Here is a 25,954-nt window from a genome sequence, read left to right as displayed (position 1 = left end):
GACATGCCTTCAACGATTGCCGAGACTTCGGTTGCGCTCCACGTCATTTCGGCAATTTGTGGATAGACCTGTCCGCTGTGGATAACTCAAGTTAGCCGAAAGAGTGAGAGGTGAGGCCTTCGATGGAGGTGGGCACTGTGGTGGCTATCGGGCGCAGGCGGGAATTCCCGGTAGCGCGACCAGCGCGCACCGGTCCCGTCTAACGCGGCGGCCCGCAGTGAGGTTCCCATGCGACCGGTATGGCTGCTGCTACGCGCTGGGCGAAACGGTCGATGCGCCGCTGGGCGGTGGTTGTTAGCTGCTCTGCGGCGGAGCCGAGCTCGTCGGAGGCGGTGGCTCGGACGACGGAGGGGGCTCGGACGACGATGGTGGCGGTGGTGGCGGCTCTGACGACGGAGGGGGCGGTGGTGGCGGCTCGGACGACGGTGGTGGTGGGGGAGGTGGCGGAGCTCCGCCGGGAGGTGGTGCGGCGGCGGGAGGTGGTGCGGCGGCGGGAGGTGGTGCGGCGGCGGGAGGTGGAGCGGCGGCGGGAGGTGGAGCCGCGCCGGGCGGGGGAGCGGCCATTGCTCCTGCGGCGGGCACCGGGTCGGTGCCCGGTGGTGGAGGGGCGAACGCGAGAAGGGTTGGATAGCCAGGGATCGAAGCGTCGCTGGGGGTGGGCATGGCGCCGCGGGCATAGGCGTCGGCCCAGGTGAGCACCGAGCGGACGTAGGACTCGGAGTGGTTGTAGCGGAACACCGCCGCCGCCAGCTGCGCGCGGTCGCGGAGATTCCCGTTGCCGCTGCACAGGTATTGGCCGGATGCGAGCGTCGCGTCGAAGACGTTGTGGGGATCGCTGACGCCGTCACCGTTGCCGTCGGCGGCGTGGCTGCGCCAGGTGGACGGGATGAACTGCATCGGACCGACCGCGCGATCCCACGTCCGGTCGCCGTCCAGGCGGCCGCCGTCGGTGTCGCGGATGGCGGCCACACCTGGTCCACCGGACAACTGCGGCCCCAGGATCGGCGACAGGGTCCTGCCGTTCACGTCCACCCGGCCGGACCGCGCGTGGTTCGACTCGATGCGCCCGATCCCGGCCAGCACCGACCAGTGCAGGCCGCACCCCGGATCGGTACGTGCCAACGTGCGCTCGGCGCGCTGATAGGCGGCCAGCGCCGGTGCCGGGATGCCCAGCGGGCCGGGTGGCACCTGGTCGGCGGGCTCGGCGTGCGCGGACAGGTCCGGCTCGGTGCGCACCTCTTCCAGGAACTCCGGGCTCAGCCGATCGTCGGCGGGCAGCTCTCCGTCGGCGGCCACGCCCGGCGGGAGTTCCGGCGCGGCCTGCGCGGACTGGTCGGCGGGTTCGATCGGGGAATCGCCGTGCAGCGCCAGCACCGGCAACAACGCGACCATCAGGCCGGTCGTCACTGCGGTGAACCGCTCGCCACGGCTGAACTGGCCGTCCGGACCCAACTTCCCGTCACCTCCACGCCGGTTTGGCCATGTCGGGGCCCGACCTTTCCGGAAATTGACGGCATTGTGAACCACCAGAAGCGGTCGGAACCGCGAACGCCAAGCGACCAGAAGGTTGCGGCGAATGGCTCAGCGGTACGACGGCCGATCGGAGGCTGATCGCGGGAATGTGGTGCTGGAGGCCGTTCGGATATGGTCTGCCGACCGCGAAGTCGAATGACCACATGTCGAGCCGCGGAGGATTTCAGCCGGGGCGGGCGTCCTCGTCGGGGCGGGGCAGTCGCCGACCGTTGATTTCCGGAGCCCACGCAAATGTCCGATGTGGACATCTTGGGCCAGCGTCGCCAGAACGGCGATGTCCAGCTGCCCGCTGCCCATCGCGCGCACCTCGTGGACCGCGCTGCGCGCCCGGTCGACGTCCTGGAGGATGCGGCGAGCCGGTTTGACGAACGCCTCGCCGTCGGGGCTGAGCACCAGTTGGCGGCCGGTGCAGTGGAACAGCTGCATCCCGGTTGCCGCTCCAGGCCCCGTATCGCCTGCGACAGCGAAGGCTGCGCGATGTAGCGGGCCTGCGCGGCCTTCGTGACGCTACCGTGGTCGATGACCGCCACGAAGTATTCAACCAACCGCAGATCCATCACCGCAGGATAGGAGGCTGTTATTGATCGTGGCTATGGGCCTGTGCGGTGTTGGATCGGCGTCAGACCGGACGGTCGGTCTGGACTGCTGGTGACCGGCGGGTAAGACTGGAAGTCACTCTTTGCCTGCAACCGGAGGAGATAGCGTGGGTGACAGCGTCCTGACCGAGATCGCCGGCGGCGTTGCCGTGATCACGATCGACCGGCCCGAAGCCCGCAACGCGGTGGACCGCACGGTGGCCGAGGGGCTGGCCGCCGCGATCGACGAGCTCGAAGAGCGGTCGGACGCGGTCATCGGGATCCTCACCGGCGCCGGCGGCACCTTCTGCGCGGGCATGGACCTCAAGGCCTTCACTCGCGGCGAGCGGCCGTCGATCCCCGGCCGCGGTTTCGGCGGGTTCACCGAACGCCCGCCGTCGAAGCCGCTGATCGCGGCCGTCGAGGGCTGGGCCCTGGCCGGCGGCTGCGAGCTGGCGCTCAGCTGCGACCTGATCGTCGCCTCGCGCGAGGCCAAGTTCGGCCTGCCCGAAGTCAAGCGCGGCCTGGTCGCGGCGGCGGGCGGCCTGCTGCGGCTGCCGAAGACGCTGCCGTACCAGCTGGCCATGCAGGTCGCGTTGACGGGCGACCCGCTGACCGCCGAGGTCGCCCATGCGCACGGCCTGGTCAACGAGCTCACCGAGCCCGGCGGGGCGCTGGCCGGAGCTAAGGCGCTGGCCGCCCGGGTCGCCGTCAACGGACCGCTGGCGGTCCGCGCCACCAAGCAGATCGTGGCGGGGGCGGTCCGCTGGACCGACGCGGAGGCCTTCGCCAACCAGGCCGAGATCACCGCGCCGGTGTTCACCTCCGCCGACGCCCAGGAGGGCGCGCGGGCGTTCGCCGAGAAGCGCGCACCGGTTTGGCGAGGTGAGTGAGCGCCTTGTCGTACGACGCCGAATCCGACCTGCGGGACCGACGCCGCGCGGTGCGCGAGCTCGGTGCCGCGCTGCGCGAGCTGACCGAGGCGGCGGTGTCGACGGAGGTCGACACCGAGACCCTCGTCGAGGCCGCGGAGCAGGTCCGCGCCCTGGTGCCGGCGCTGTCCTCCGCGCGCCGCGAGCGCGGCCAACCGGCCACTGTGGACGATGGTCAGCGGCCCCGGCGGCTCTACAACCCGGCGGCCGGGCCGGGCAACCCGATCGCGCCGCCGATGCGGGTGGAGATCGTCGACGGGATCGCGATCGGCACCTGCACGCTGGGCCTGGCCTACGAGGGCCCGCCCAGCTACGTGCACGGCGGCATCAGCGCGATGCTGCTGGACCAGATCCTCGGGCACGCGCACGCGGCGAACGGCAAGCCCGGCATGACCGTGAAGCTGTCGCTGCGCTACCGGCGCCCGGTGCCGCTGACGACGCCGCTGAGCATCGTCGGCCGGGTGGTGCGGCTCGACGGGCGGTGGACGAACTCGGTGGCCACGATAAGCACCGCAGACGACCCCGACACCGTGCTGGTGGAAGCCGAAGGCGCCTTCGTGGTGCCCAACGCCGAGCAGAACAAGCGACTGTTCGGAGAGCTGGGGCGCATCGTGTGATCGTCGCATGAGGTTCGAGGAGGACCGCGTGTACCCAGGAATCCACGCCGCCGCGAACCCCGGCAAGCCGGCCCTGATCATGGCCGGCTCGGGGGAGCGGTTGACCTACCGGGAGCTCGACGACCGATCCCTGCGGCTGGCGAACCTGCTGCGCGCCGCCGGGCTGGCCAAGGGCGACGTGGTCGCCCTGCTCACCGACAACTCGGTCCACGCCTACGAGGTCTACTGGGCGGCGGTGCGTTCCGGGATGTACGTGTGCGCGGTCAACAACCACCTACAGGCGGCCGAAGTCGCTTACATAGTCAATGATTCCGGCGCCAGCGCGCTGGTGGTGTCGGCGGCTCTGGAGGAGCTCGCGGAGGAAGTCGCGGGCCAGGTTCCCGGGGTGCGCCTGCGGATGGCCTACGGTGGCGAGGTGCGCGGCCACGAGGACTACGAGCAGGCCCTGGCCGCCGCGTCCACCGAGGTGCCCGCGGTGCAGCCGAGAGGCGCGGACCTGCTGTATTCCTCCGGAACCACCGGGCGGCCCAAGGGGATCAAGCCGAGCCTGCCGGACCGCGAGGTGCACGAGCCCGGTGACACGCTCGTCGAAATCCTGCGGGCCATGTACGGATTCGGCGGGGACACCGTCTACCTCTCGCCGGCGCCGGTGTACCACGCGGCGCCGCTGCGGTACTGCGCCTCGGTGCACATGCTCGGCGGAACCGTGGTGATGATGGAGCGCTTCGACGCCGAAGGCGCGCTCCGGGCGATCGAGCGCCACGGCGTCACGCACAGCCAATGGGTGCCGACCATGTTCATCCGGATGCTCAAGCTCGATCCGGAGATCCGGCGGCGCTACGACCTGTCCAGCCACCGGGTCGCGGTGCATGCCGCCGCGCCTTGCCCGATCGAGATCAAGCGGCAGATGATCGAGTGGTGGGGCCCGATCCTGCGGGAGTACTACGCCTCCACCGAAGGCATCGGCATGACGATGATCGATTCCGTGCAGTGGCTGGAAAAACCCGGTTCGGTGGGCGTCGCGGTGCTCGGCGAGGTCCGCATCTGCGACGACGAGGGCCGCGTGCTGCCGCCCGGCGAGGTCGGCACCATCTACTTCGAACGCGACGAGATCCTCTTCGAATACCTGGGAGATCCGGACAAGACGCGGTCGGTCAAGCACGACGCGCACGAGAACTGGGCGACCATGGGCGATCTCGGCTACCTCGACGAGGACGGCTACCTGTTCCTCACCGACCGCAGGGCGTTCGTGATCATCTCCGGTGGAGTGAACATCTACCCGCAGGAGGTGGAGAACGTGCTCGCGCTGCACCCGGCCATCCTCGACGTCGCGGTGTTCGGGGTGCCCGACGACGAGATGGGTGAGTCGGTCAAGACCGTGGTGCAACCGGCGCCCGGCGCCGAGCCCGGTCCGGAGCTGGAGCAGGAGATCCTCGCCTACGCGAGGGAGCGGGTGGCGCACTACAAAGCGCCGCGCAGCGTGGACTTCCTCGACGAGCTGCCGCGCACCCCCACCGGCAAGCTGGTCAAGGGAAAGCTCAAGGCGCGCTATGCGCGTCCGTGAGGCAACGACGGAAAGGGATTGTCGCATGCTGCGGCTGGCCGGTCGGGAGGCCCACGTCCGGAGGTTCCGCCCGGCACCTAACACCTTTGCCGACGCCGTCGACGAAGGCGCGTCAGTGGTGGTGGCCGTGCCGGCCGAGGGTCTCCACGGGGGCCGCGCCGGGGCGGGTCCACTGCGGCACGGGGCGGCTGGTCTGGCCCCAGGTGGCGTTCCCGTCCGCGTCCGAGCGCCAGGACCAGCACGAGTGGTCCCCTTCGGGCCAGCCCTCGGGGTTGTCCTCCCACGCCTCGCTGCGGCCGTAGGGCGTCATGTCGAGCAGGCCGAGGGACCCGTTGACCGGCTCGTTGCCACGGCCCGTCGTGGAGTAGGTGAGGAACACGCGGTCGCCGTCGCGCAGGAAGCAGGTGATATAACCCATGCTGCCGCCGACCGGCGCGTCCACGTCGCGCACCGAGTACCAGGGCTGGGTGTAGCCCATGAACTCGACGTAGGAGGCCACCTCATCCCAACGGCCCGTGGTCAGGATGGCGAACGAGACGCCGCGGGCGTTGAGGTAGACGGCGTCCTTCAGGTGCCAGGCCGTGGTGGTGCAGCCCTCGCACTGCCCCTGGTGCGGCGTGCCGTCGTACCACATGTGCTTGTAGATCACGAGCTCGTCGCGGCCCTGGAACAGGTCCAGGAACGGGATCGGGCCGTCGGGTCCGACGACCTCGACCGTCCCGTCGAGCTCCACCATCGGCAGCCGGCGGCGGGCCGCGGCGAGGGCGTCGCCCTCGCGGGTGTGGGCCTTCTCGCGGACCAGAAGCTCGTCACGGGCGGTCTGCCAGGTGGCCAGGTCGACCACGGGCGGGCGGCCGGGCAGCGCGGTGGTCGGGTCGTCCGGCGTGGTCGTCATGGTGTCCTCCGTGGTGTCTCGTGCCGGGCAGCGTCTACGGCGTCACGACGGTCACCAGAACAGACGCACGATCCGGCCGGAACTCATCGCGGCGCGCGGGGCGCCCTCGGCCGAGCCTGCACGGACCACGTCGGGCTGACAAGTTCACAGACGCGCTCTGAGAAAAGTGCTCAGCTCAGGGCGGAGGCCGTCTTGCTCAGACCGTCGTCGACATGGGCGGAGTCGTTGAAGCGGCGGACGATCCAGCGGCCCTCGGTGATCACGATCTGCGAGATCGAGCCGTTGTTCGCTCCCAGGAACGCGAGCGGCCGCGAGCCCGTCGCCATGGCCATCACCTGGCCGATGACGCCGCCGTGGGTGAACACCGCGATGCGCTGGTCCGGGTGCGCGGCGGTGAGGCGTTCGATCGCGCCGCGCAGCCGCGTGGTCAGTGCCTCGGTGGACTCCGCGCCCGGGATGACGTCCCAGCGCTGCTCGGCGTGCATCTGCTGGATCACCGGGTCGTTCTGCGAGACCTTCTGCCGGAACAGCCCACCTTCCCAGTCGCCCAGGTGCACCTCGCGCATGTCGGGCTCGACCAGCGTGGTCAGGCCGAGGCGGGCCGCCAGCGGTGCGGCGGTCTGCACGGTCCGCTGCAGGGTGGTCACGTAGATCGCGTCCAGCTGCATGGCGGCGAGGCGGTCCGCGACCAGCTCGGCTTGCTCCCAGCCCGCCGGGGCGAGCTCCGGGTCGCCCTGGCCGTCCACCAGCCGGAAGGGCTGGTCCGGGCGCGCCGGGGCGGATTCCCCGTGCCGGATCAGCAGGATGTCGGTGGATCCGGCAGGTGCCGAGAATTGCGACTGCCGGTACTCCACTTCGGACATGCTCACTCGCTTTCCCCGCCCAGCAGCCGGAAGTCGGCCGGATTGGGCTGTTTGGTGCGTTTCCAGTACTCCATGTGCCGTGCCGGTGAAGGAATCTTCCGCCTGCCTTCAGGCGGGAGAGGGCCCCGCATCGGGGTACCGGCGGAATTTCATCGCCGTATTCGCCTTCACAACGGTCATTCAATCATCTGGCCCATGGAAGCCGATACAAGGCTGCGTGCTGGTAGAGGTGGTTGAGGATGTGGCCAGCCCGGAAATCCCGGCGCCGCGCGAGCTCGCGGGCGGCTTCCAGCTGCTCGTCGCCGAGCGCGCCCTGCGGGCTGAAGCGGCCCGGAGAACGGCCAGGTTTCGCCGTCCCGCGCCGGAACTAGGCGCCCACGATGCGCAACGCGATGGTGGCGTAGCGGTCGGACAGTTCGGCCGGTCCCACATCGCTTTCCGGGTCGTACCACTGCGGGATCGCGTTGCAGGCGGCCTGGATCGCGAGGCGGGCCTCGACGGGGTGCTCGCAGGAGAAGGCCCCGCGCCGCACGCCATCGTCGATGATGTCCTGGAACAGCCGGGTCGCCGACTCGCGCAGCGCGGCGAGCCGCCGCGCGTGCTCGTCCTCCAGGTTCCGGATCTCCCGCACCGCGATGGTGCTTTCCACCCGCCGCCGCACCCGGTAGTCCACCGTGGCGCGCACGATCGCGCGTAGCCGCTCGACCGGATCGTCGCCGCAGTCGCGAAGAGCCGCGTCGCAGGCCTGCACGTAATCGTTGACGCTGTCCTCGAGCAGCCCGGCGAACAGCTCCTGCTTGCTGGAATGCCAGTAGTACAGCGCGGACAGGCTCAATCCGGCCCGCTTGGCGATGTCGCGGATGGATGCGCCGTGGTATCCGCGCTCGGCGAAGATCTCGCGCGCCGCGACGGAGAGCGCGTCGCCGCCCTGGCCGCGCGGAATGGCGGAGCCGTTGTGGGCCGAGGATTCGGATGCCGCCGTCACACCGACAGAATACGGGGTGCTGCCAGGGATCGGGCATGGTGCGGGGAACGGGATGCGGCTGGCACGGTACGTGCCAGTGGTTCCGCCACCGCGTCTGCCCGTCCCGGCCTCGCATCGCGACGACGGCGCTGTGCCCGACGCGGGTGGCGGCAGCTCAGGCTATGAGCCGCTCCCAGAGGCCGGTTTCGCCTGCGGCGAGCGCCGCCCGCCCCGCCGGAGCTGGTGATCGCCCCGATGCGGCCCGCCCGCAAGCTCGGGGCGGCCGTCAACGCGACCGAGACGTCCAGCAGTTCGTCCAGGTCGCCGACCTGGATTGCGCCGGATTCGCGGGTCAGCAGGTCGAAAGCGGTGCCGGCGCGCACCAGTGCGCCGGTGTGCGAGGCGATGGCGCGTTCCCGCGCCAGGCCGAGGAGCGGCCCGAGCGCTGCGGTTAGCAGGCCAGCACCCGGACGTTGGGGTCGGCCACCAGCAGCTTGGCGGCGTCGGTCGCGGTGATGTCGCCGTGCTCGTTCGCCGCCGCAACCAGCAATCTCCTGGTAGTTCGGGTTGATCGGGTAGACCGCGCCGTCGAAGCCTTGCAGGTAGCGGGTGAGCCGGCCGGCCAGTGCGGAGCGTTCGGAGGCCCCGACGACGGCTACCGACCGCCAGGTGCAGCCGTCCGTCCACAGTGGTCGCCGACCCCGGAATTCGGGCTTGCGCTTCTCGCGGAAGGCCTGCATGGCCTCGGCGCAGTCCGCGGTGGACTGCACGACGACCATGTGCGAGGAGATCAGGTCCAGGGAGGTGCGCAGGTCGGCGCGGGCCGACCGGTACACGGTTCGCTTGATGGCCTGGACGCCATCGGCGGACCGTCGGCCAGGCGTCGGGCGAACGCTTACGTCTCCTCCATCAGCGCGTCGTCGGCGACGCACCTGCTGGCGATGCCGATATCCACCGCCGTCTTGATGCCGACGCCGAGCATGACCTATTGACAAATCCGCATGTCCGAGCGCACCGTAACCCGCGCTGATGTGCAAATAGCGACAGCGTTGTGGATATCGCAACACACAATCATGGGAGGCCGATTTGGCGGGTTCAGGCTTGCTGCAGACCGCGGATCGGGCCCTGCAGGTGTTGCTCTCCTTCTCCGACCAGCGGCCGGAGTGGGGCGTCAGCGAGCTCGCGCGCGAACTCGGGCTCGACAAGTCCGTCACGCAGCGGTTGTTGGCGACGCTCGCCAATCGCGGTTTCGTGCTCGCCGACCCGGAAACCCGGCGGTACCGGCTCGGACCAGCGGTTTCCCAGCTCTCCCGAGTCGCTGAGCGCAGCGGCGCGCTGAGTCTGATCGCTCGGCCCGTGCTCGCCATGCTGGCCCGGGAAACGGGGGAGAGCGCGGTGCTCAACGTCGCGCACGGCGGCTCCTACCGCACGGTGGCTGCGGTGGACGCTCGCGGCCCGCTGAGCTACTCCGCCATCGTCGGCCACGTGATGCCCGGTCACGCAGGGTGTTCGGCGCACGCGTTGTTCGCAGGGCAGCCGGTCGAGGAGGTCCGTGAACTCTTCGGACCCGAACCGCTCACCCGCTACACCCCGAACACCCCCACCACCTACGCCGAGCTGGCGCAGCGGTGGCAGGAGGTCCGGGACACCGGAGTGTCCATTTCGGACGGTGAGTTCGACGCCAACGCCGGCGCCGTCGCGGTGCCGCTGCTGCTCTCCGGTGCGACAGTTGCGTCGCTGACGCTGATCGGCCCGGCCGAACGCGTGATCAGCCGGATCGACGACCTGATCGCCCCGCTGCGCGCCGCGGGCACCGACCTGTCCAACCGGCTCGCCCCCGGCCGCGCCGGGTCGCCCAGCTGACCGAACGTTTCCGGAAAGGCTGCTCCATGACTGTCAGCGACCCCGTGGCCGGCGCCGACCGCGCGCATCCACGGGCCTTCGAGCCCACCGTGCTGGTGATCACCATCGTGCTTTCCGTGGTCGGGGCGATCATCGGCCTGCACCTGATCACCACGCTCGGGATCTCGGCCAACACCTCCGTCATCGGCGCGCTGATCGCGATGATCATCGGCCGGATCAACGTCGCCGCGCTGCGCAAGATGCGTTCCGTGCACCGGCAGAACCTGGTGCAGAGCGCGGTATCCGGTTCGACCTTCGCCGCCGCCAACTCGCTGCTGGCGCCCATCGCGGTGCCGTTCGCCTTCGGCCGGGCCGACCTGGTGTGGCCGGTCTTCGCCGGGGTCGCGATCGGATTGTTCACCGACTCCTACGTGCTGTACCGGCTGTTCAACTCGCGGCTGCTGCCCGCGCAGGCGGCCTGGCCGCCCGGCATCGCCGCCGCCGACACCATCATCGCCGGCGACAAGGGCGGCCGGCGGGCCGCGGTGCTGGCCGGTGGTGCCGTCGTCGGGTTCATCGGCGCCTTCTTCAAGCTGCCGGTCTCGGCGGCCGGCGTGGCCTTCATCGGCAACATCTGGGCGCTCGGCATGTTCGGCATCGGCTTGCTGTTCAGCCAGTACAGCCCCACCTGGTTCCACGTCAACATCGGCAGCCTCTACATCCCGCACGGCGTGATGATCGGTGCCGGGCTGGTCGCGCTCGGGCAGGCCGCCTACCTGATGTTCCGGAAGAAGGGCAAGACGACCGAACGCACCACGTCGATCGACCCGAGCGAGGTGCCGCAGGTCCACGAGAAGGCGTTACGCAAGGGCGTGCTGCAGGGCTATGCGCTTTTCGTGCTCGGCGCCGCCGTGGTCGCCCTGGCCGGCGGGCTGATCTCCGAGCTCTCGGTGCCGGCGCTGATCCTCTGGATCCTCGCCGCCGCGCTGGCCGCGATCATCCACGAGATCATCGTCGGGTTGGCCGCGATGCACTCCGGCTGGTTCCCGGCCTTCGCCGTCACGCTCATCTTCCTGGTGCTCGGGCTGGTCCTCGGGGTCCCGCCGGTGGCCTTGGCGCTGTTCGTGGGCTACACCTCCGCGACCGGTCCCGCGTTCGCGGACATGGGCTACGACTTCAAGGCCGGTTGGCTGCTGCGCAAACAACACCGGCCCTACGACGTCTTCGAGCGCTCCGGCCGGTTCCAGCAGTACCTGGCCTCGCTGGTCGGCTTCGCCGTGGCGACCGTCACGGTCGCGGTGTCCTGGCAGGCGTACTTCGGCGACGGGCTGCTGCCGCCGGTCGCCAAGGTCTACGCCGCCACCATCCACGCCGGGTTGACCGATCCGAACGTGCTGATGACGCTGCTGCTGTGGGCGATCCCGGGCGCGCTGATCCAGCTGCTCGGCGGCGCGAACCGGCAGATGGGCGTCCTGCTGGCCACCGGCCTGCTGATCGCGACCCCGCAAGCCTGCTGGCTGGTCTTCGGCGCGCTGGTGGTGCGGATCGTCTACCGCTGGCGCCGCGGCGACAAGGCGGACGAGGACCTCAACCTGGTCGGCGCGGGCCTCATCGCCGGCGACGCGCTCTATTCGACCAGCCGGATCTTCGAATCGAAGTAGGAGTCGATGGGAATCAGCCCGCGTGGCGGCGCGAGGCGAAAGCGGCGCGCCACCCGCGGCAAAGTGCCTGACGTGCCGACCTGCGCGGGCTCGAATGAGAGTAGGGGAGTTGTTGTGGAAGTTGTGAGTCGAGTCGAATCCCGGCCGGAGTACCTGTCGTGGGAGGCCGCGATCGGCGCCCGCAAGCTCGTCGAGCAGGTCATGCTGGTCAAGCCCGGTGAGCAGGTGGTGCTCACCGGCGACACCTCGACCGACCGCCGTGTCGTGGAGTTGACCGCGCAGGCCGTCGCCGCCGCGGGGGCCACGCCGACCGTGATCTGGTACGAGACCCGGCCGAGCTCCGCGATGGAGCCGCCTGCGCCGGTGGCCGGTGCGGTCGCCAAGGCCGACGTGTGGATCGAGTTCAGCGTCGCCTACATCATGCACAGCGACGCCTTCCGCGCCGCCATCGCCAACGGTGCCCGCTACACCAACCTGACCGGCATGGACATCCCGATGCTGGTCGACACCGTCGGCAAGCCCGACTTCGAGGGCGTCATGCGGCTGGGCCGCGCGCTGGTCAGCCTGCTGGAGCAGGCCGACGAGGTGCGCATCACCGCCGCAAACGGCACCGATCTGGTCGGCCGCAACCAGGGGCGCCCGATCAACCTGCGCGGCAAGCCCGCCGAGAAGCCCGGCGAGACCGTGATGCTCTCCGGCCAGATCTCCTGGAACCCGATCGAGGAGACCCAGAACGGCACCCTGGTGTTCGACGGCGCGCTGTGGCCGCCGGCCGAGATCGGGCTGCTGCGCTCTCCGGTGCGCTGCAAGGTGGAGAACGGGGTGGTCACCGAAATCACCGGCGACCGCGATGCCGAGGTGTTCCGCAACTGGATGGAGTCCTTCGACGACCCGAACATGTTCCGGTTGGCGCACTGGTCGCTGGGCTTCAACCCCGGCGTGCTGGTCCCCACCGGCCGCATCGTCGAGGATGAGCGGGTGTTCGGCTGCGTGGAGATTGGTATCGGCACCAAGGGCGCGTGGATCGGCGGCGAGCCGTGGGTCGCGGCGGCGCACACCGACGGCAGCGTGCTCGGCCCGTCGATCTACCTCGACGGCAAGGCCATCGAGCTCGACGGCCGCTACGTGCACCCCGAGCTGGTGCGGATCTGCCGCGAGATCGGCGTCCCCGGGTACTGATGCGACCCGCGACGGTGCAAGGTGCCGTGAGCGGAGCGAATGGCCCGTTTGTGCCGTCTATGAGCCTGTTGCGTTTTCGGCGAAAACGGCTGAACCGAAGTACCAAATCAGTCTCGATCGCCGCCGTTTGTCCGCCAGTGGCCATCTCAGCCGTGATCGATCGATCACGGTCCGTGGTGGGCGTAATTTTGCAACAGGCTCCTATCGGGGTGAATGGTCCGTTCGCTCCGCGCCGAGTGGCTCACCGCCGTGATCAGCGCAAACCTCGAACCGTGAAACTCTAGTCCACGCTGGAAGGTAGGGCGGATGTCCGCCGTCACGTATCGCCGTCCGGGTTTGGCGGCCCGGGACCACGTTTTCCGGGTGCCATTGCGCCACGACGACCCGGGCGCCGGGGAGATCGAGGTCTTCGGGAGGGAGGTGGTGGCCCCCGGCAACGAGGACCGGGCACTGCCGTGGCTGGTCTACTTCCAGGGCGGACCGGGCGGCAAGGCGGAACGGCCGCTGAGCACCAGCGCCTGGCTGCGCCGCGCCCTGCAGGATTACCGGGTGCTGCTGCTGGATCAACGGGGTACCGGGCGCAGCACCCCGGCCAACCGCCAGACGCTGGCGGGCCTGTCGGCGGCCAAGCAGGCCGAGCACCTGGCCCTGCTGCGCGCCGATTCGATCGTTCGGGACGCCGAGGTGCTGCGCAAGCAGCTGATCGGCGACCAGCCGTGGTCGGTGCTGGGGCAGAGCTTCGGCGGCTTCTGCGCGCTGACCTACCTGTCGCTGGGGCCGGAGGGATTGCGCCAGGTGATGATCACCGGCGGGATCCCGACCCTGACCGGGCACGCCGACGACGTCTACCGCGCCGCGTACCCGCGCACGCTGCGCAAGAACGACGCCTACTTCGCCCGCTACCCGGAGGACGCCGCCATCGCGCGGCGCGTCGTCGAACACCTCGCCGAGCGTGAGGTGATCATGCCGACGGGAGAGCAGCTGACGCCGGAGCGTTTCCAGACGCTGGGCATCCAGTTCGGCCAGGCGTCGCGGTTCGACGCGCTGCACTACCTGCTGGAGGAGGCGTTCGTCGTCGACGTCCTCTCGGACACGTTCCTGCGCGGGGTGGACGCGGCGGTCTCCTTCGCCGAGCGCCCCTTGTACGCCGCGCTGCACGAGGCCATCTACTGCCAGGGCGCCGCGTCGCAGTGGTCCGCCCACCGGGTGCGCGCGGAGTTCGACGAGTTCGACTGGACCCGGTCCGGGCGGGTCAACTTCACCGGCGAGATGATCTATCCCTGGCTGTTCGAGCAGGACCCGTCGCTGGTGCGGCTGCGGGAGGCCGCCGAGCTGCTGGCCGCCAAGGCGGACTGGCCGCACCTCTATGACCTCGACCGGTTGGCGCACAATGATGTTCCGGTCGCCGCAGCGGTGTACCACGACGACATGTTCGTCGACCGCGACCAGGCGCTGGAGTCGGCGCAGCAGGTGCGCGGCGCGCGCACATGGGTCACCAACGAGTACGAGCACGACGGCGTCAAGGCCTCGCCGTCGGTGCTGGACCGGCTGCTGGCGATGAATCGCGGCGACGCCTGACACGCGAGGGGGACCACCAGGCCGATGCGTGCCGGGGTCCGGCCCGCTATGGTTCGGTTCTCATGTCCCCCTCGGAGCCGAACTTCGCCGCTGGCGTGCCCTGGCAGCGCGTCTTCGACCAGGCTGCGTCTGCGATGGCGATCCTCGACTTGCAGGGCCACTACCGGTACGTCAACGAAGCCATGTGCCGGATGCTCGGCTACCGCAGGGAGGAGCTGGAGGGCCTGGACTACCGGGCCGTCACGCACCCCGACGACATCGACCCGGAGGGGCTGATGGAGTCCCCGGACCTTCTGGAGAAGCGCTACATCCGCTCCGATGGCAGCGTCATCTGGGCGTCGGTGGCGCGGTCGTTCATCCGGGACAGCCACGGCCGGGCAATCCACTTCCTGTCGCAGATCCAGGACATCACCCGGCGCCGGGAGGCGGAGCTGCTCTGGCAGCGCAGCTTCGCCAACGCGCCGATCGGCATGGCGGTGCTGGACCTCAAGGGCGCGTGGACGGAGGTCAACGACACGCTCTGCGGCATGCTCGGCTACACGCGCGAGGAGATGCTGTCGATGGCGTTCGCCGACGTCACCTACGAGGACGACGAGGAGCACGGCATGGTCGCTCTCGACGAACTCATCGAGGGCAACCGGGACAGCATCAGCATCGAGAAGCGCTACCGGCACAAGAACGGCCACCCGATCTGGATGCTGATCCGGGCGACCACCGTGCCGGGCGCTGACGGCGCGCCGGCGTTCGTCGTCAGCCAGTATGAGGACATCGGCGAGCAACGCCTGGTGGACGCCCACCTCGCGCACCTGGCGCTGCACGACCCGCTGACCGGGCTGGCGAACCGGGCGCTGCTGGCCGACCGGCTCGACCACGGGCTGCAGCAGCTGGCGCGCGACGACGGCGTGCTGGTGGTGGTGCTGGCCGATCTGGACCAGCTCAAGCCGGTCAACGACCGCTTCGGGCACGCGCTGGGCGATCAGCTGCTGATCGCCACCGCGCGCGAGCTGCAGCTGGCGGTGCGGGCCGGTGACACCGTCGCCCGCATCGGTGGCGACGAGTTCGTCGTGGTCAGCCTGCTCCCGGACGAGGACGCCGCGCGGTCGCTGCGGGATCGCGTGGAGCAGCACCTGAACACCGATGTGAAGGTGCACGGAGCCCGAATGCGGCTGCGCGCCAGCGTCGGCTACACCACCACTTCCGACCCTGCTGTCGCGCCGGACGTGCTGCTGCACAACGCTGACCGCGACATGTACATCAGCAAGCGCCGCCGCCGGGAGGCGCACGGCGGCGGCCGCTGACCGGCCCGTCAGGCGTCCAGTTCGGCGAGGGTCGCCTCGATCGCCCGGTGGAACGTCGGGTAGGCGAAGATCATCTCGCGTAGGCGCTGCACCGGGACCTCGGCGTGCACGGCCACGGCCAGCGCGCCGATGATCTCACCGCCGGCGGGCGCGACCACGGTGGCGCCGACCAGCACGCCCCGTTCGGCGTCGGCGACGAGCTTGATGATCCCCTCGTTGTCGATCTTGTGGATCCAGCCGCGCGTCGACGCGGAGATCTGGGTGGTGGCGGTGCGCACCGCGAGTTCCTGCTTCCGGGCCCGGGATTCGGTCAGCCCGACGGTGGCGACCTCGGGGTCGGTGAAGATGACAGAGGGCATCGCACGGTAGTCGGCGACCTCGCTGCCCTGGCCGAGGATGTCGGCCGCCGCGATCCGGGACTGGTAGACCGAGGTGTGCGTGAAGGCGCCTCGACCGGTGATGTCGCCGATCGCCCAAACGCCGTCGGCGGCCCGCATGCGGCCGTCGACCGGGATGCTCCTGGCCTGGTCGTCCAACCCGACGGCCGCGACCCCCAGCGCGCGCAGGTCGGTGCGCCGACCGGTGGCGACCAGCAGGCGCTCGGCGGTCAGCACCTCTCCCGAATCCAGGTGCACCTGGAACTGGTCGTCATACTTGACGCGGTCGACCGCGCAGCCGGTGCGTATTTGTACGCCGTCGGCGCGCAGCGCCTCCGTGACCACCTCGGAGGCCTCTGGTTCGGCCACCGACAGCAGCCGCGGATGCATCTCCAGAACCGTCACCGCGGTACCGAACCGGGCGAAGACCTGCGTGAACTCCAGCCCGACCGGGCCGCCGCCGAGCACCAGCAGCGACTCCGGCGCGCTGGTCGCGGGCACCGCATCGCGGTTTGTCCAGTACGGGCTCTCGGCGAGCCCGTCGATCGACGGGACCACCGGATCGGTGCCGGGGTTGAGCACGATGCCGCGGCGGGCCCGGAACACCTGGCCGTTGACGGTGACCTCGCCGGGCGCGCTGATCCGGCCGACGCCGCGCACCAGCCGGCCGCCGGTGTCCTCGAAGCGCCGCACCGCGATCTCGTCGTTCCAGTCGGTGGTCGCCTCGTCGCGGATCCGCTTCGCGACCGGCGTCCAGTCCGGCCGCACGGTCGCCTGCCCGGCGAGTTCGGGCACCCGGCGCGCCTCGCCGAGGGCGTCGGCGGCCCGCACCATCATCTTGGTCGGGATGCAGGCGAAGTACGGGCACTCGCCGCCGACCAGCCGCGATTCGACCCCGACCACGTCCAGGCCCGCGCTCGCCAGCCGTCCCGCCACGTCCTCGCCGCCCGGCCCCATGCCGATGACCACGACGTCGACCTCTTCGACCACCGCGTCCACCTCCTCGTTCGCTGTCGACTACCAGCCCAGCACCGCAGGTCGGGGCGCGCACCTCGAACTCCGATCGGACGGGCCCGGTGCCGGAGGGATTCTCCGATGTGGACGGACCGCGCGGGTGTCAGGCCCAGATCAGCGCCTCGCCGATGGGCTTGCGGGTCAGGTCCGGGACCATCGTGTGCAGCGCGGTGATGAACATGCCGCAGGCGATCCCGGCGCTCTCGATCGCCTCGCGCGGCACGGGTCGGAGCTGACGAACCGCACGCTGCGCCGGGCGTCGAGGTGTTCGAACAGATTCTGCCCGCGCGGTCACTTCTCCTACGATTTCAGGACTTCTCGCAGCACGCGGTGCGCCTCGGCCATCGCTTCACCGGCGGGTGGCAGCAGTTCGGCGCCGCCGGCGAAGCCGTGGAACAGGCCCGGGCAGTGCTGGGTGCTGGTGGGCACGCCCGCCGCTTGCAGCCGCTCGGCGTAGCGCTGGCCCTCGGTGCGCAGCGGGTCGCGGCCGGCGGTAAGGACGTGCGCGGGCGGCAGCCCGGAGAGGTCGGCGGCGCGCAGTGGGGAGGCGTGCGGGTGGTCGCGGTCGGCGGCGTCGGGTACGTACTGGTCCCAGAACCACATCATGTGGCTCGTCATGAGCAGGCAGTCCGGGCCGCTGTCCACATAGGATTCGGTGGTGAAGTCATGGTCGGTGACCGGGTAGACCAGCAGCTGGAAGCCGACGTCCGGGCCGCCGTCCTCGTTGGCCCGCAGCGACGTCACCGCGGCCAGGTTGCCGCCGGAGCTGTCCCCGGCGACCGCGAGGCGGGCCGGGTCGCCGCCGAGCTCCGCGGCGTGTTCGGCGGCCCATTGCGTTGCGGCGTAAGCATCATCGGCGGCTGCCGGGTAGCGGTGTTCCGGGGCGCGCCGGTAGTGCACGGCGATGACGATCGCCCCGGTGCCGTTGGCCATCGAGCGGGCGACGCCGTCGTGGCTTTCCAGATCGCCGAGAACCCAGCCGCCGCCGTGGAAGTACACGACCACCGGCATCGGCTCGCCGCCGGCTCGCGGCCAGTAGATGCGCACCGGGATCCGCACGCCGGGCGGGCCGGGGATGAGCCGGTCTTCGACCTTCGCCACCGGTTGGCGGGGCCGCGCCGTCGCGCCCTCGGACATCATCGCGCGGGCTTGCGCGGCGTCGGTGACCGCGCCGCCGAGGTCGGGGAAGTACTCCTGCATGAGCGCGACGAACGGCTCGGCGTCCGGATGCAACGGCATGTTTCCTCCAGCGCAGTGGATCGTCGCAGTGATGTAAACCGAGGATGCCGCGCGGAAGGTATCGGCCGTTCCGGGAAAATATGCTCCCACATCATGAGAAACCGGAAAAGGTGTCATGTATCACATGAATTTCCGGTTGATCGGTATGGTCGAGCTCACATGCGCGGGTTTTCGCGTCGTGCCTGGTTGCGAGCACTGCGTTCCGGGTAGTTCGATACAGGTGTCGCCACCTGCGGCCCGAATGTGGAACTCGATCGTTTCGGTGAAGATCGCGGTGGTTCGGGGGTTTCGTGCGGGCGCGTGCGGAAAGTGTGGCGTGGGCCCTGGTCGTGATCGGAATAAGAGCCGGGGCTGTATCGTTCGCCACAGTATGAACGTTGCCTGCAGGTGAAGGGGAACGGGCCAATTGAGTACGACGAACGGGCACCGGTCGAACGGCACCCGGAAGCTGAACCGGGTGGTGATCCGGTTCGCTGGTGACTCCGGCGACGGCATGCAGCTGACCGGAGACCGGTTCACCTCGGAGGCCGCGGCCTTCGGGAACGACCTGGCAACGCTGCCGAATTTCCCGGCCGAGATCCGGGCCCCCGCCGGAACCCTGCCCGGTGTGTCCAGCTTCCAGCTGCACTTCGCCGATTACGACATCCTCACCCCCGGCGACCGGCCGGACGTGCTGGTGGTGATGAACCCGGCGGCGCTGAAGGCCAACATCGGCGATCTGCCGCACGGCGGCATCCTGATCATCAACACCGACGAGTTCAGCAAGCGCAACCTCTCGAAGGTCGGCTACGACGCCAACCCGCTGGAAAGCGGCGAACTGGAGCGCTACGCGGTGCACCAGGTCGCGATGGCCACCCTCACCCAGGGCGCGCTCGAAGGCAGCGGGCTGGGCAAGAAGGACGCCGAGCGCTGCAAGAACATGTTCGCCCTCGGCCTGCTGTCGTGGATGTACCACCGGCCCACCGAGGGCACCGAGCGGTTCCTGCGGGAGAAGTTCGCGAAGAAGCCGCAGATCGCCGAGGCCAACATCCTGGCGTTCCGGGCGGGCTGGAACTACGGCGAGACCACCGAGGCCTTCGCGGTCACCTACGAGGTCGCGCCCGCCAAGCTGCCCACCGGGACCTACCGGCAGATCACCGGCAACACCGCGCTCGCCTACGGCATCGTCGCCGCGGGGCAGCGCAGCGGGCTGCCGGTGTTCCTCGGCACCTACCCGATCACGCCCGCCTCGGACGTGCTTCACGAGCTGGCCAAGCACAAGAACTTCGGCGTCACGACCTTCCAGGCGGAGGACGAGATCGCCGGTGTCGGCGCGGCGCTGGGCGCCTCCTTCGGCGGTGCGCTGGGCGTGACCACCACGTCCGGGCCGGGGCTGGCACTGAAGTCCGAGACCATCGGCCTGGCGGTGACGCTGGAACTGCCGCTGCTGGTGTGCGACATCCAGCGCGGCGGGCCGTCCACCGGGCTGCCCACCAAGACCGAGCAGGCGGACCTGTTGCAGGCGCTCTACGGCCGCAACGGCGAGTCGCCGGTGCCGGTGATCGCCCCGTGCTCGCCAGCGGACTGCTTCGAGGCCGCTCTGGACGCCGTGCGAATCGCGCTGACCTACCGGACCCCGGTGCTGCTGCTGTCCGACGGCGCGATCGCCAACGGCTCCGAGCCGTGGCTCATCCCGAAGGTCGACCAGCTGCCCGACCTGCGGGTCGAGTTCGCCACCGAGCCCAACGCCCCGGACGGCTCCGGGGAGTTCTGGCCCTACGTGCGCGACCCCGAGACCCTGGCCCGCGAGTGGGCCGTGCCGGGCACGCCCGGGTTGGAGCACCGCGTCGGCGGCCTGGAGAAGGCCGACGGCAAGGGCAACATCTCCTACGACCCGGACAACCACGACAAGATGGTCCGGCTGCGCCAGGCCAAGATCGACGGCGTTCAGGTTCCGGACATCACCGTCGACGACCCCGTCGGCGACGCCCGCGTGCTGGTGCTCGGCTGGGGCTCGTCGTTCGGGCCGATCGGCGCCGCCTGCCGCCGGGTGCGCGCGCAGGGCATGTCGATCGCCCAGGCCCACCTGCGCTACCTGAACCCGATGCCGGGAAACCTCGGCGACGTCTTGCGGAGTTACGACAAGGTGATCATCCCGGAGATGAACCTCGGCCAGCTGGCGATGCTGCTGCGCGCCCGTTACCTGGTAGACGTGCAGTCCTACACGAAGGTCGCCGGACTCCCGTTCCGGGCCGAGGAGCTGCAGAACGTGCTCACCGAAGTTGTGCAGGGGGTGCCCGCGTGACCACCACCGATCTGGGAATCCCGGTCCTCGGCGGGTTGGCCGGCGTGCCGACTACTGACGAGCCGCAGAAGGCGAAGGACTTCAAGTCCGACCAGGAAGTCCGCTGGTGCCCGGGATGCGGCGACTACGTCGTGCTCAACGCGGTGCAGGGCTTCCTGCCGTCGCTGGGGCTCAAGCGCGAGAACATCGTGTTCATCTCGGGCATCGGGTGTTCGTCCCGGTTCCCGTACTACATGAACACCTACGGGATGCACTCGATCCACGGCCGCGCGCCGGCGATCGCCACCGGCCTGGCCACCAGCCGACCGGACCTGTCGGTGTGGGTGGTGACCGGTGACGGCGACGCGCTGTCCATCGGCGGCAACCACCTGATCCACGCCCTGCGCCGCAACGTGAACCTGAAGATTCTGCTGTTCAACAACCGGATCTACGGGCTGACCAAGGGCCAGTACTCGCCGACCAGCGAGGTCGGCAAGGTCACCAAGTCGACCCCGGCCGGATCGCTGGACCACCCGTTCAACCCGGTGTCGCTGGCGCTGGGCGCGGAGGCGTCGTTCGTGGCGCGGGTGATCGACTCGGACCGTGCGAGCGTGACCGAGACGCTGAAGGCGGCGGCGGAGCACCGCGGCAGCGCGCTGGTGGAGATCTACCAGAACTGCCCGATCTTCAACGACGGCGCGTTCGACGTGCTGAAGGACAACGACGAGAAGCAGCGCCGGATCGTCGCGCTCAAGCACGGCGAGCCCATCGTGTTCGGCCCGGAGGACGAGCGCTACGGGGTGATCAACGACCGCGACGGCTTCCGGGTCACCAAGCTGTCCGAAGTGGACGAATCCGACGTGGTGGTCCACGACGCCAACCGCGAAGACCCGTCCTACGCCTTCGCGCTGTCCCGCCTGGGCGGCCAGGACCTCAACCCGGCGGTAACGGGCATCTTCCGAGCGGTGACCCGCCCGACCTACGACGACCTGGCCCGAGCCCAGGTCGAGGAAGCGGTGCAGGCCAAGCCCGCGAACCTCCATTCCCTCCTGACGGGCAACGACTCCTGGACCATCTGACGGGGTGAGGGGCACTCGGCGACCAACTGGTTCGGTCACCGAGTGCCCCTCACGCAGCTTGGCCCCATCCAGCTAGGCGAAGGGCGCCTTCGAGCAATTGAGTTGCCCGAAGGCGCCCCTCGCGCATCACCCGATCTGAATGCCGCCTAGGCTCGGTCGAACATTCGGGTCTTGACTTCGAATCGCCGAATCAGGTCGGGGAGATGCGCGCGAGCATCGTGATGGAGGCAGAGGGCATGAAGTCGGCGGTGCGCTCATCGTTCTGGGTGGTCGCCGTGGCGGTGACCGCAATCGCTGGATGCTCGCTCCCTCCGGGCTCAGCCGAAGAGCCGCGTGCACCCGCGACCGCCCGGGAGGTGGCAGATCCCGATGCCGCGCGGGAATTTCCCGCGGCTGCGGCGGTCGACTACCAGTTGGGTGGTGCTTATCCTCCGCCCGCGGGCTTCGGGGTGGTGGTCCGGGACAGCACCGTCCAACCCGCTCCCGGTGTCTACAACATCTGCTACGTGAGCGGGTTCCAGACGCAGCCGGCGGAACGCGAGCTGTGGCTGCGCGATCGCCGTGACATGGTCCTGTTCGGCGACGACGGGCTTCCGGTCGTCGACGAGGAATGGCCGGACGAGCTCATCGTCGACACCTCGACGGCGGACAAGCGGCGTCGGCTGACCGAAATCGAGGACCGGACGATCAAGTCATGTTCGGCGGCGGGGTTCGACGCCGTGGAGATCGACAACCTGGATTCCTACAGCCGCTCGGATGGAGCGCTCACGGCCGAGGACAACCTGGCGTTCGCGGCAGAACTCGCACGAGTCGCCCACGGCGCTGGCCTGCTCATCGGCCAGAAGAACGCCGCAGAGCTGAGCAGCCGGGCCAAGGAACAAGCAGGCTTCGATTTCGCCGTGGCCGAGGAGTGCTTGCAGTACGACGAATGCGCCGATTACACCGCCGTTTACGATGATCGAGTCATCGGCATCGAGTACACGGACACTCTTGCGGAACCACCAGCGGAGACGTGTGCCCGGCCGGATCGACTGAAGGCTACGGTGATCCGCGATCGGCAGCTCGTCGCGATCGGCGACGAGGGGTACTTCTACTTCCAGTGCTGACCACCGCTCGTCGCCGAGCACCAGGTGCTCCCGTGAGTCTTTGGGCTGCTATGGCTGCTGTGGCTGCCGAAAAGACTCACGGCCCCGAGCTGGACCTGGCGCTACGGCCGATCGAAGCTTCCGGACTTGAGCTTGCCGATGAAGCGGTTCCATAACTCCCGGTCGAACGCGAGGATCGGGCCGTGGCCACGGTGCTTGGAGTCGCGGACTCCGGCCACGTCGGGGGTCGAAGCGACCTCTACGCAAGCGTTCTCGCCCTGAGCTTGGGTTTTAACCTGCTTGCTTCTTTCCGGCCGGTTGCCGGGTGTCCGTTTTTTCGGTTTTTTTGCGGACGGGATGGCGTTGAGCAGGACCGGAGCGGGAGCCTGGGGGCCGCCCTGGGCCGGGCCGGGTGGGTTTCGGCACACGCGCGGGGGTCCCGAGACGATCATGGATGTGGCGAAACCCGCGGCGTACCCGGTGCGGGCTTAACGGCCGGTCTGGCTCGGGGCGTCGTTCCCAGGGACGCCGCAGGTCCGTGGTGAGGTTGCGGGCGAGTCTGAGTTGGGGTGTAGGCGGCGATCGTCAGCCAGGTCCACCGGTCCTGCTGGGCGGGTGTGCGGGTTTTCGCCGCGGTCCAGCCCAAGGTCGACTTGGCAAAACGGAAGAAATGCTCGATGTCGAACCGCCGTAGGTAGACCCGCCACAGCATGTCCAGATCCAGTGGGACGCCCTCGGGGGCGGCCCACCACAGCCACAGGTCCTTGTGCGGGGCGCGTCCGTCGGGCAGGTGTTCCACGCGGACGTGCACGACCGTGCCGGTGACCACGGGTAGTTCGCTACGGTCGGCGAACCAGCCGCGGGCTTGGATCTTCGGCGACAGCCCGGACCAGGCATGCACCTCAACCCGTCCGTAGCGGTCGGTGTCCACGGTCAGCGTGGCGTCCGGGGTGTGCCAACTGGTGGGGCTGGCGCACTCGAAGCGGGCGCCGTATTTCGGTGGCCGCCCGGTCCTGCCAGGCACCCGCGGCGGCGGTGGGCGGTGAAACACCCGATCGTCACGGTCGAGACGGATCAGCAGTTGCACGTCCACATCAGACACCGCGTCGGTCATCGCGGTAGCCGGATAACCAGAGTCCATCACCACCATCGGTGGAAGGCGGCCCGCTCCACCCGTGCGCCCGGCGGCGCGCAGACGAGTAGCCAACTCCCGGATCTGGGCGGCGGTCACCGCCACGAGATCATCGTCGGGATCCATCCGGACCGCATCCACCGGCGACACCCACGACGAACGACCCCACTGGATGCCCGCAAGCCACGCATAGTTCCAGCCAGGGATCGTCTTACGGTCACCGTCACAGCGACACGACGTATGACAGTGACCGCGATCCGCCGAGCACTCCGCATCCGGTCGCGGGCACACGGTCACATCAGCGGTGAACAGAAGCGGTCCCTCGTCCGCCGCGGCAGGCAACCCATCCACCAGCACATCCCGTACCCCGGCGGCGTCGATCTCCCCGGCCGCCAACGCGTCGTACAACGCGCCATGCCCCCGCCGGAACACCGGCGACAGCGACAACTCCACCAACGAGGTCACCGGCCGCTCACCGCAGGACACCGCATCGCAGAGCACGAACAACGCATCCGCCCGAGCCGACAGACACCGGTAAAACCCATCCCGGAACCCGGTCACAGCCCCGAACTCGACCGCCTGGCGGTCATCCTGCACACTGATCACGACAGCGCTTGGTTGATCTTCTTCTTTCGTCAGAAGCATGATCACCCAAGGGCTGTTCCCATGATCAACCGGGGCCACAACAACACCCAAAGGTTAAAACCCAAGCTGAGAGCGGGTGGACTTTCTCCAGCTGGTTGCTGAAGCCACTTCGACGCAGGCGTTCGCCTCGTTGCTGTAGGTGCTTTTGCGCCAGCGGGCGCTCGTGAAATCTGGCGCGGCCATGCCGTGACTCCTTGTCTCTAACTCCAATGCTCCCGGAGTTCCATGACCCGCTGGACCGAAGACTCCGGGCTGAGCGCTCTTTCCACCAGGCGCTCGAAAGCCAGCGTATATACCTGGATCTCTGCGTCGTCCTCCATGTAGTGGCCGTCGTGCAGATTCTCCAGGTACACGCCCTGGACGTCGTCTGGTCCGGAAGTCACCAGGTGGTAAGCGCATCCGAGTCCGGGATAGGCGCCCACGTCGATCGGAAGGAGCTGGAGGGTCACGTTGGGCAGCTCGTTCCGGGCAAGCAGGTGTTCAAGCTGGTTCCGCATGACCTCGGAGCCGCCGATCGGCAGGCGCAGGGCCGACTCGTGGACGATCGCGTGGTAGCCCAGCGGGCTTTCCGCGTCCAGTCTGGCTTGACGTTCCTGACGAAGCTGCCGACGTGCGTTCAGCAGTTCTTCGTGCGAGCCCTTGACTGCTTCTCGGAGGATCGCCTCGTAGTACTCGGCGGTTTGCAGCAGTCCGGGCACGAGATGGATCTCGAATATTTGCAGGCGCGTCGCCACTTCCTCGACTTCGAGGTAGTCCTCGAATTCCCCTCGAACCGCGTCGGGTGCGTAGGTGTTCCACCAGCCGGTCTCTAGCGAAGCGACTGCCAGTTGGACCAAGCCGTCGCGTTCTGCTTCTTCGACGCCGAGTACTGTGCCGATGGCGATGATCTCGGCGGGGCCCGCGATGGTGTCGGCGCGTTCGAAGCGGCTGAGCTTCGGCACCGACCAGTGGAGCGGTTTGGCTACTTCTTCCTGCGTCGCGCCCTTCGATCTGCGCCAATCGCGTAGCGTGCGAGCAACTCTTCGCTGCCGGACGTTCGCGACTTTCTGTGCCACCCGACACCTCCGTTGGCATCCGTTGCCGTTGATCAGCCGATACGCCGTGCGCAGCCTACCGTGCGTCTGTTCGGCGGATCGTGTGAACGGCGTACCTGATCGAGTGCCTCTCGTTGTTGCGATGAAAATTATCGCTCACGATAGTTTTCGCGATCTGCGGCGGGGACTGCGCTGTTGGCGACATCGCTTCAAATGCGCCAGTTCGAACTCGTTTCGCAGCAGTTGGAGAAGGAAGGTCGAGCATGGGTCGGTTTCAGGTTGCTGCGTGGGTCAGGATCGAGGACTGCTCGATGGACTACGCGGTCTTCGGCGATGAGGTGGAGTTCCGCGTCGGCGGGCAGATGGACGGGATGGACATCGTCTTCACCGAGCCAGGCCTGGAAAGGCTTGTAACACAAGGGGAACGTGCTCTCCGCGAGCTTCGGGCGAATCAGGGCGACGCCGGGGAGTGACCGCTGTTGCGGGGACGTGGGCGGGAATGGTCGTTGGTGCGACGATTCCCGCTCATGACTCGTGCGGGGCACTGGATCGGGGGTTTCGGGCGGCGTGGGGAGCAGGTCGGGG

At 69.1% G+C, this 25,954-nt stretch carries 24 protein-coding genes and 1 pseudogene; 13 read left to right on the top strand and 12 right to left on the bottom strand.

What is annotated here, in order from left to right:
- Positions 1–294: 294 nt before the first annotated feature.
- The gene (locus tag DL519_RS14440; protein ID WP_190815460.1) at positions 295–1,452 is read right to left on the bottom strand and encodes a lytic transglycosylase domain-containing protein; all 1,158 of its coding nucleotides are present in this window, start codon (positions 1,450–1,452) and stop codon (positions 295–297) included.
- Positions 1,453–1,764: 312 nt separating this feature from the next.
- Between DL519_RS14440 and DL519_RS46405 the strand changes: the two genes are divergently transcribed.
- Entirely contained in the window at positions 1,765–2,016 is a 252-nt protein-coding gene (locus DL519_RS46405; RefSeq protein ID WP_223840470.1) for a hypothetical protein, read from the top strand.
- Here the strand turns inward: DL519_RS46405 and DL519_RS46400 are convergent.
- Positions 2,016–2,090: pseudogene (locus DL519_RS46400) on the bottom strand (hypothetical protein); the annotation flags it as partial. The gene DL519_RS46405 and the pseudogene DL519_RS46400 overlap by 1 nt on opposite strands.
- Before the next feature lie 146 nt (positions 2,091–2,236).
- On the opposite strand from DL519_RS46400, the gene DL519_RS14430 reads away from it, so the two are divergent.
- The 3 genes from DL519_RS14430 to DL519_RS14420 are packed head-to-tail and all read left to right on the top strand — an operon-like array spanning position 2,237 to position 5,221.
- Complete coding sequence (locus tag DL519_RS14430) at positions 2,237–3,001, top strand: crotonase/enoyl-CoA hydratase family protein (RefSeq protein ID WP_190815458.1); 765 nt, start codon at positions 2,237–2,239, stop codon at positions 2,999–3,001.
- Entirely contained in the window at positions 2,998–3,657 is a 660-nt protein-coding gene (locus tag DL519_RS14425; RefSeq protein WP_190815456.1) for a PaaI family thioesterase, read from the top strand. The genes DL519_RS14430 and DL519_RS14425 overlap by 4 nt, the downstream gene beginning before the upstream one ends.
- A 28-nt stretch (positions 3,658–3,685) precedes the next feature.
- Entirely contained in the window at positions 3,686–5,221 is a 1,536-nt protein-coding gene (locus tag DL519_RS14420) for an acyl-CoA synthetase (protein WP_190815453.1), read from the top strand.
- Between the two features lie 112 nt (positions 5,222–5,333).
- Here the strand turns inward: DL519_RS14420 and DL519_RS14415 are convergent, their stop codons facing one another.
- The 4 genes from DL519_RS14415 to DL519_RS14400 all read right to left on the bottom strand — a co-directional run bounded on the left by DL519_RS14415 (position 5,334) and on the right by DL519_RS14400 (position 8,779).
- Positions 5,334–6,116, bottom strand: coding sequence for a DUF899 domain-containing protein (locus DL519_RS14415; RefSeq protein WP_190815451.1), 783 nt, complete (start codon positions 6,114–6,116; stop codon positions 5,334–5,336).
- Between the two features lie 170 nt (positions 6,117–6,286).
- Entirely contained in the window at positions 6,287–6,979 is a 693-nt protein-coding gene (locus DL519_RS14410) for a histidine phosphatase family protein (protein ID WP_190815449.1), read from the bottom strand.
- Between the two features lie 367 nt (positions 6,980–7,346).
- Positions 7,347–7,964, bottom strand: a complete 618-nt coding sequence (locus tag DL519_RS14405) for a TetR/AcrR family transcriptional regulator (protein ID WP_190815447.1) — start codon at positions 7,962–7,964, stop codon at positions 7,347–7,349.
- Positions 7,961–8,779: a CoA-binding protein gene (locus tag DL519_RS14400; protein WP_223838979.1), complete on the bottom strand. Its 819-nt coding sequence runs from the start codon at positions 8,777–8,779 to the stop codon at positions 7,961–7,963. Before DL519_RS14400 ends, DL519_RS14405 begins: the two co-directional genes overlap by 4 nt.
- Before the next feature lie 265 nt (positions 8,780–9,044).
- Between DL519_RS14400 and DL519_RS14395 the strand changes: the two genes are divergently transcribed.
- From DL519_RS14395 to DL519_RS14375, 5 genes are all read left to right on the top strand, one after another.
- Positions 9,045–9,806, top strand: a complete 762-nt coding sequence (locus tag DL519_RS14395; RefSeq protein ID WP_223838977.1) for an IclR family transcriptional regulator — start codon at positions 9,045–9,047, stop codon at positions 9,804–9,806.
- A gap of 26 nt (positions 9,807–9,832) precedes the next feature.
- Positions 9,833–11,446 (top strand): OPT/YSL family transporter, encoded by a 1,614-nt coding sequence (locus DL519_RS14390; RefSeq protein WP_190815443.1) that lies wholly within the window; start codon positions 9,833–9,835, stop codon positions 11,444–11,446.
- A gap of 123 nt (positions 11,447–11,569) precedes the next feature.
- Entirely contained in the window at positions 11,570–12,625 is a 1,056-nt protein-coding gene (locus DL519_RS14385; RefSeq protein WP_223838975.1) for a M29 family metallopeptidase, read from the top strand.
- A gap of 306 nt (positions 12,626–12,931) precedes the next feature.
- Complete coding sequence (locus DL519_RS14380) at positions 12,932–14,203, top strand: alpha/beta fold hydrolase (RefSeq protein ID WP_190815439.1); 1,272 nt, start codon at positions 12,932–12,934, stop codon at positions 14,201–14,203.
- Positions 14,204–14,265: 62 nt separating this feature from the next.
- On the top strand, positions 14,266–15,501 hold the full coding sequence (locus DL519_RS14375) for a sensor domain-containing diguanylate cyclase (protein WP_190815437.1): 1,236 nt from the start codon (positions 14,266–14,268) through the stop codon (positions 15,499–15,501).
- An 8-nt stretch (positions 15,502–15,509) separates the two neighbouring features.
- Here the strand turns inward: DL519_RS14375 and DL519_RS14370 are convergent, their stop codons facing one another.
- Both DL519_RS14370 and DL519_RS14365 read right to left on the bottom strand, forming a co-directional pair.
- Positions 15,510–16,877 carry a dihydrolipoyl dehydrogenase family protein gene (locus DL519_RS14370; RefSeq protein ID WP_190815435.1) on the bottom strand — a complete coding sequence of 456 codons (1,368 nt, stop codon included), beginning with the start codon at positions 16,875–16,877 and terminating at the stop codon, positions 15,510–15,512.
- Between the two features lie 315 nt (positions 16,878–17,192).
- Entirely contained in the window at positions 17,193–18,131 is a 939-nt protein-coding gene (locus tag DL519_RS14365) for an alpha/beta hydrolase (protein ID WP_190815433.1), read from the bottom strand.
- A 406-nt stretch (positions 18,132–18,537) separates the two neighbouring features.
- On the opposite strand from DL519_RS14365, the gene DL519_RS14360 reads away from it, so the two are divergent.
- The 3 genes from DL519_RS14360 to DL519_RS14350 all read left to right on the top strand — a co-directional run bounded on the left by DL519_RS14360 (position 18,538) and on the right by DL519_RS14350 (position 22,579).
- Entirely contained in the window at positions 18,538–20,415 is a 1,878-nt protein-coding gene (locus DL519_RS14360) for a 2-oxoacid:acceptor oxidoreductase subunit alpha (RefSeq protein WP_190815431.1), read from the top strand.
- Positions 20,412–21,473 carry a 2-oxoacid:ferredoxin oxidoreductase subunit beta gene (locus tag DL519_RS14355; protein ID WP_190815429.1) on the top strand — a complete coding sequence of 354 codons (1,062 nt, stop codon included), beginning with the start codon at positions 20,412–20,414 and terminating at the stop codon, positions 21,471–21,473. The genes DL519_RS14360 and DL519_RS14355 overlap by 4 nt, the downstream gene beginning before the upstream one ends.
- Before the next feature lie 203 nt (positions 21,474–21,676).
- Positions 21,677–22,579: an endo alpha-1,4 polygalactosaminidase gene (locus DL519_RS14350; RefSeq protein WP_223838973.1), complete on the top strand. Its 903-nt coding sequence runs from the start codon at positions 21,677–21,679 to the stop codon at positions 22,577–22,579.
- Positions 22,580–22,680: 101 nt separating this feature from the next.
- On the opposite strand, the gene DL519_RS14345 is transcribed toward DL519_RS14350, so the two are convergent.
- The 4 genes from DL519_RS14345 to DL519_RS14330 all read right to left on the bottom strand — a co-directional run bounded on the left by DL519_RS14345 (position 22,681) and on the right by DL519_RS14330 (position 25,390).
- Positions 22,681–23,010, bottom strand: coding sequence for a DUF397 domain-containing protein (locus tag DL519_RS14345; protein ID WP_223838971.1), 330 nt, complete (start codon positions 23,008–23,010; stop codon positions 22,681–22,683).
- A complete protein-coding gene (locus DL519_RS14340) occupies positions 23,007–24,296 on the bottom strand; it encodes a transposase (protein WP_223838969.1) in 1,290 nt (429 codons plus the stop codon). The genes DL519_RS14345 and DL519_RS14340 overlap by 4 nt, the downstream gene beginning before the upstream one ends.
- Positions 24,297–24,389: 93 nt before the next feature.
- The gene (locus DL519_RS14335; RefSeq protein WP_190815427.1) at positions 24,390–24,518 is read right to left on the bottom strand and encodes a DUF397 domain-containing protein; all 129 of its coding nucleotides are present in this window, start codon (positions 24,516–24,518) and stop codon (positions 24,390–24,392) included.
- Positions 24,519–24,535: 17 nt separating this feature from the next.
- On the bottom strand, positions 24,536–25,390 hold the full coding sequence (locus DL519_RS14330) for a helix-turn-helix domain-containing protein (RefSeq protein WP_190815425.1): 855 nt from the start codon (positions 25,388–25,390) through the stop codon (positions 24,536–24,538).
- Between the two features lie 242 nt (positions 25,391–25,632).
- Between DL519_RS14330 and DL519_RS14325 the strand changes: the two genes are divergently transcribed.
- Positions 25,633–25,842 (top strand): hypothetical protein, encoded by a 210-nt coding sequence (locus tag DL519_RS14325; RefSeq protein WP_190815424.1) that lies wholly within the window; start codon positions 25,633–25,635, stop codon positions 25,840–25,842.
- Positions 25,843–25,954 lie beyond the last annotated feature (112 nt).

Origin of the sequence: Saccharopolyspora pogona (assembly GCF_014697215.1) — a bacterium.
Classification (GTDB): Bacteria; Actinomycetota; Actinomycetes; order Mycobacteriales; family Pseudonocardiaceae; genus Saccharopolyspora; species Saccharopolyspora hattusasensis.
This window is presented reverse-complemented; position numbering and strand designations above follow the sequence as displayed.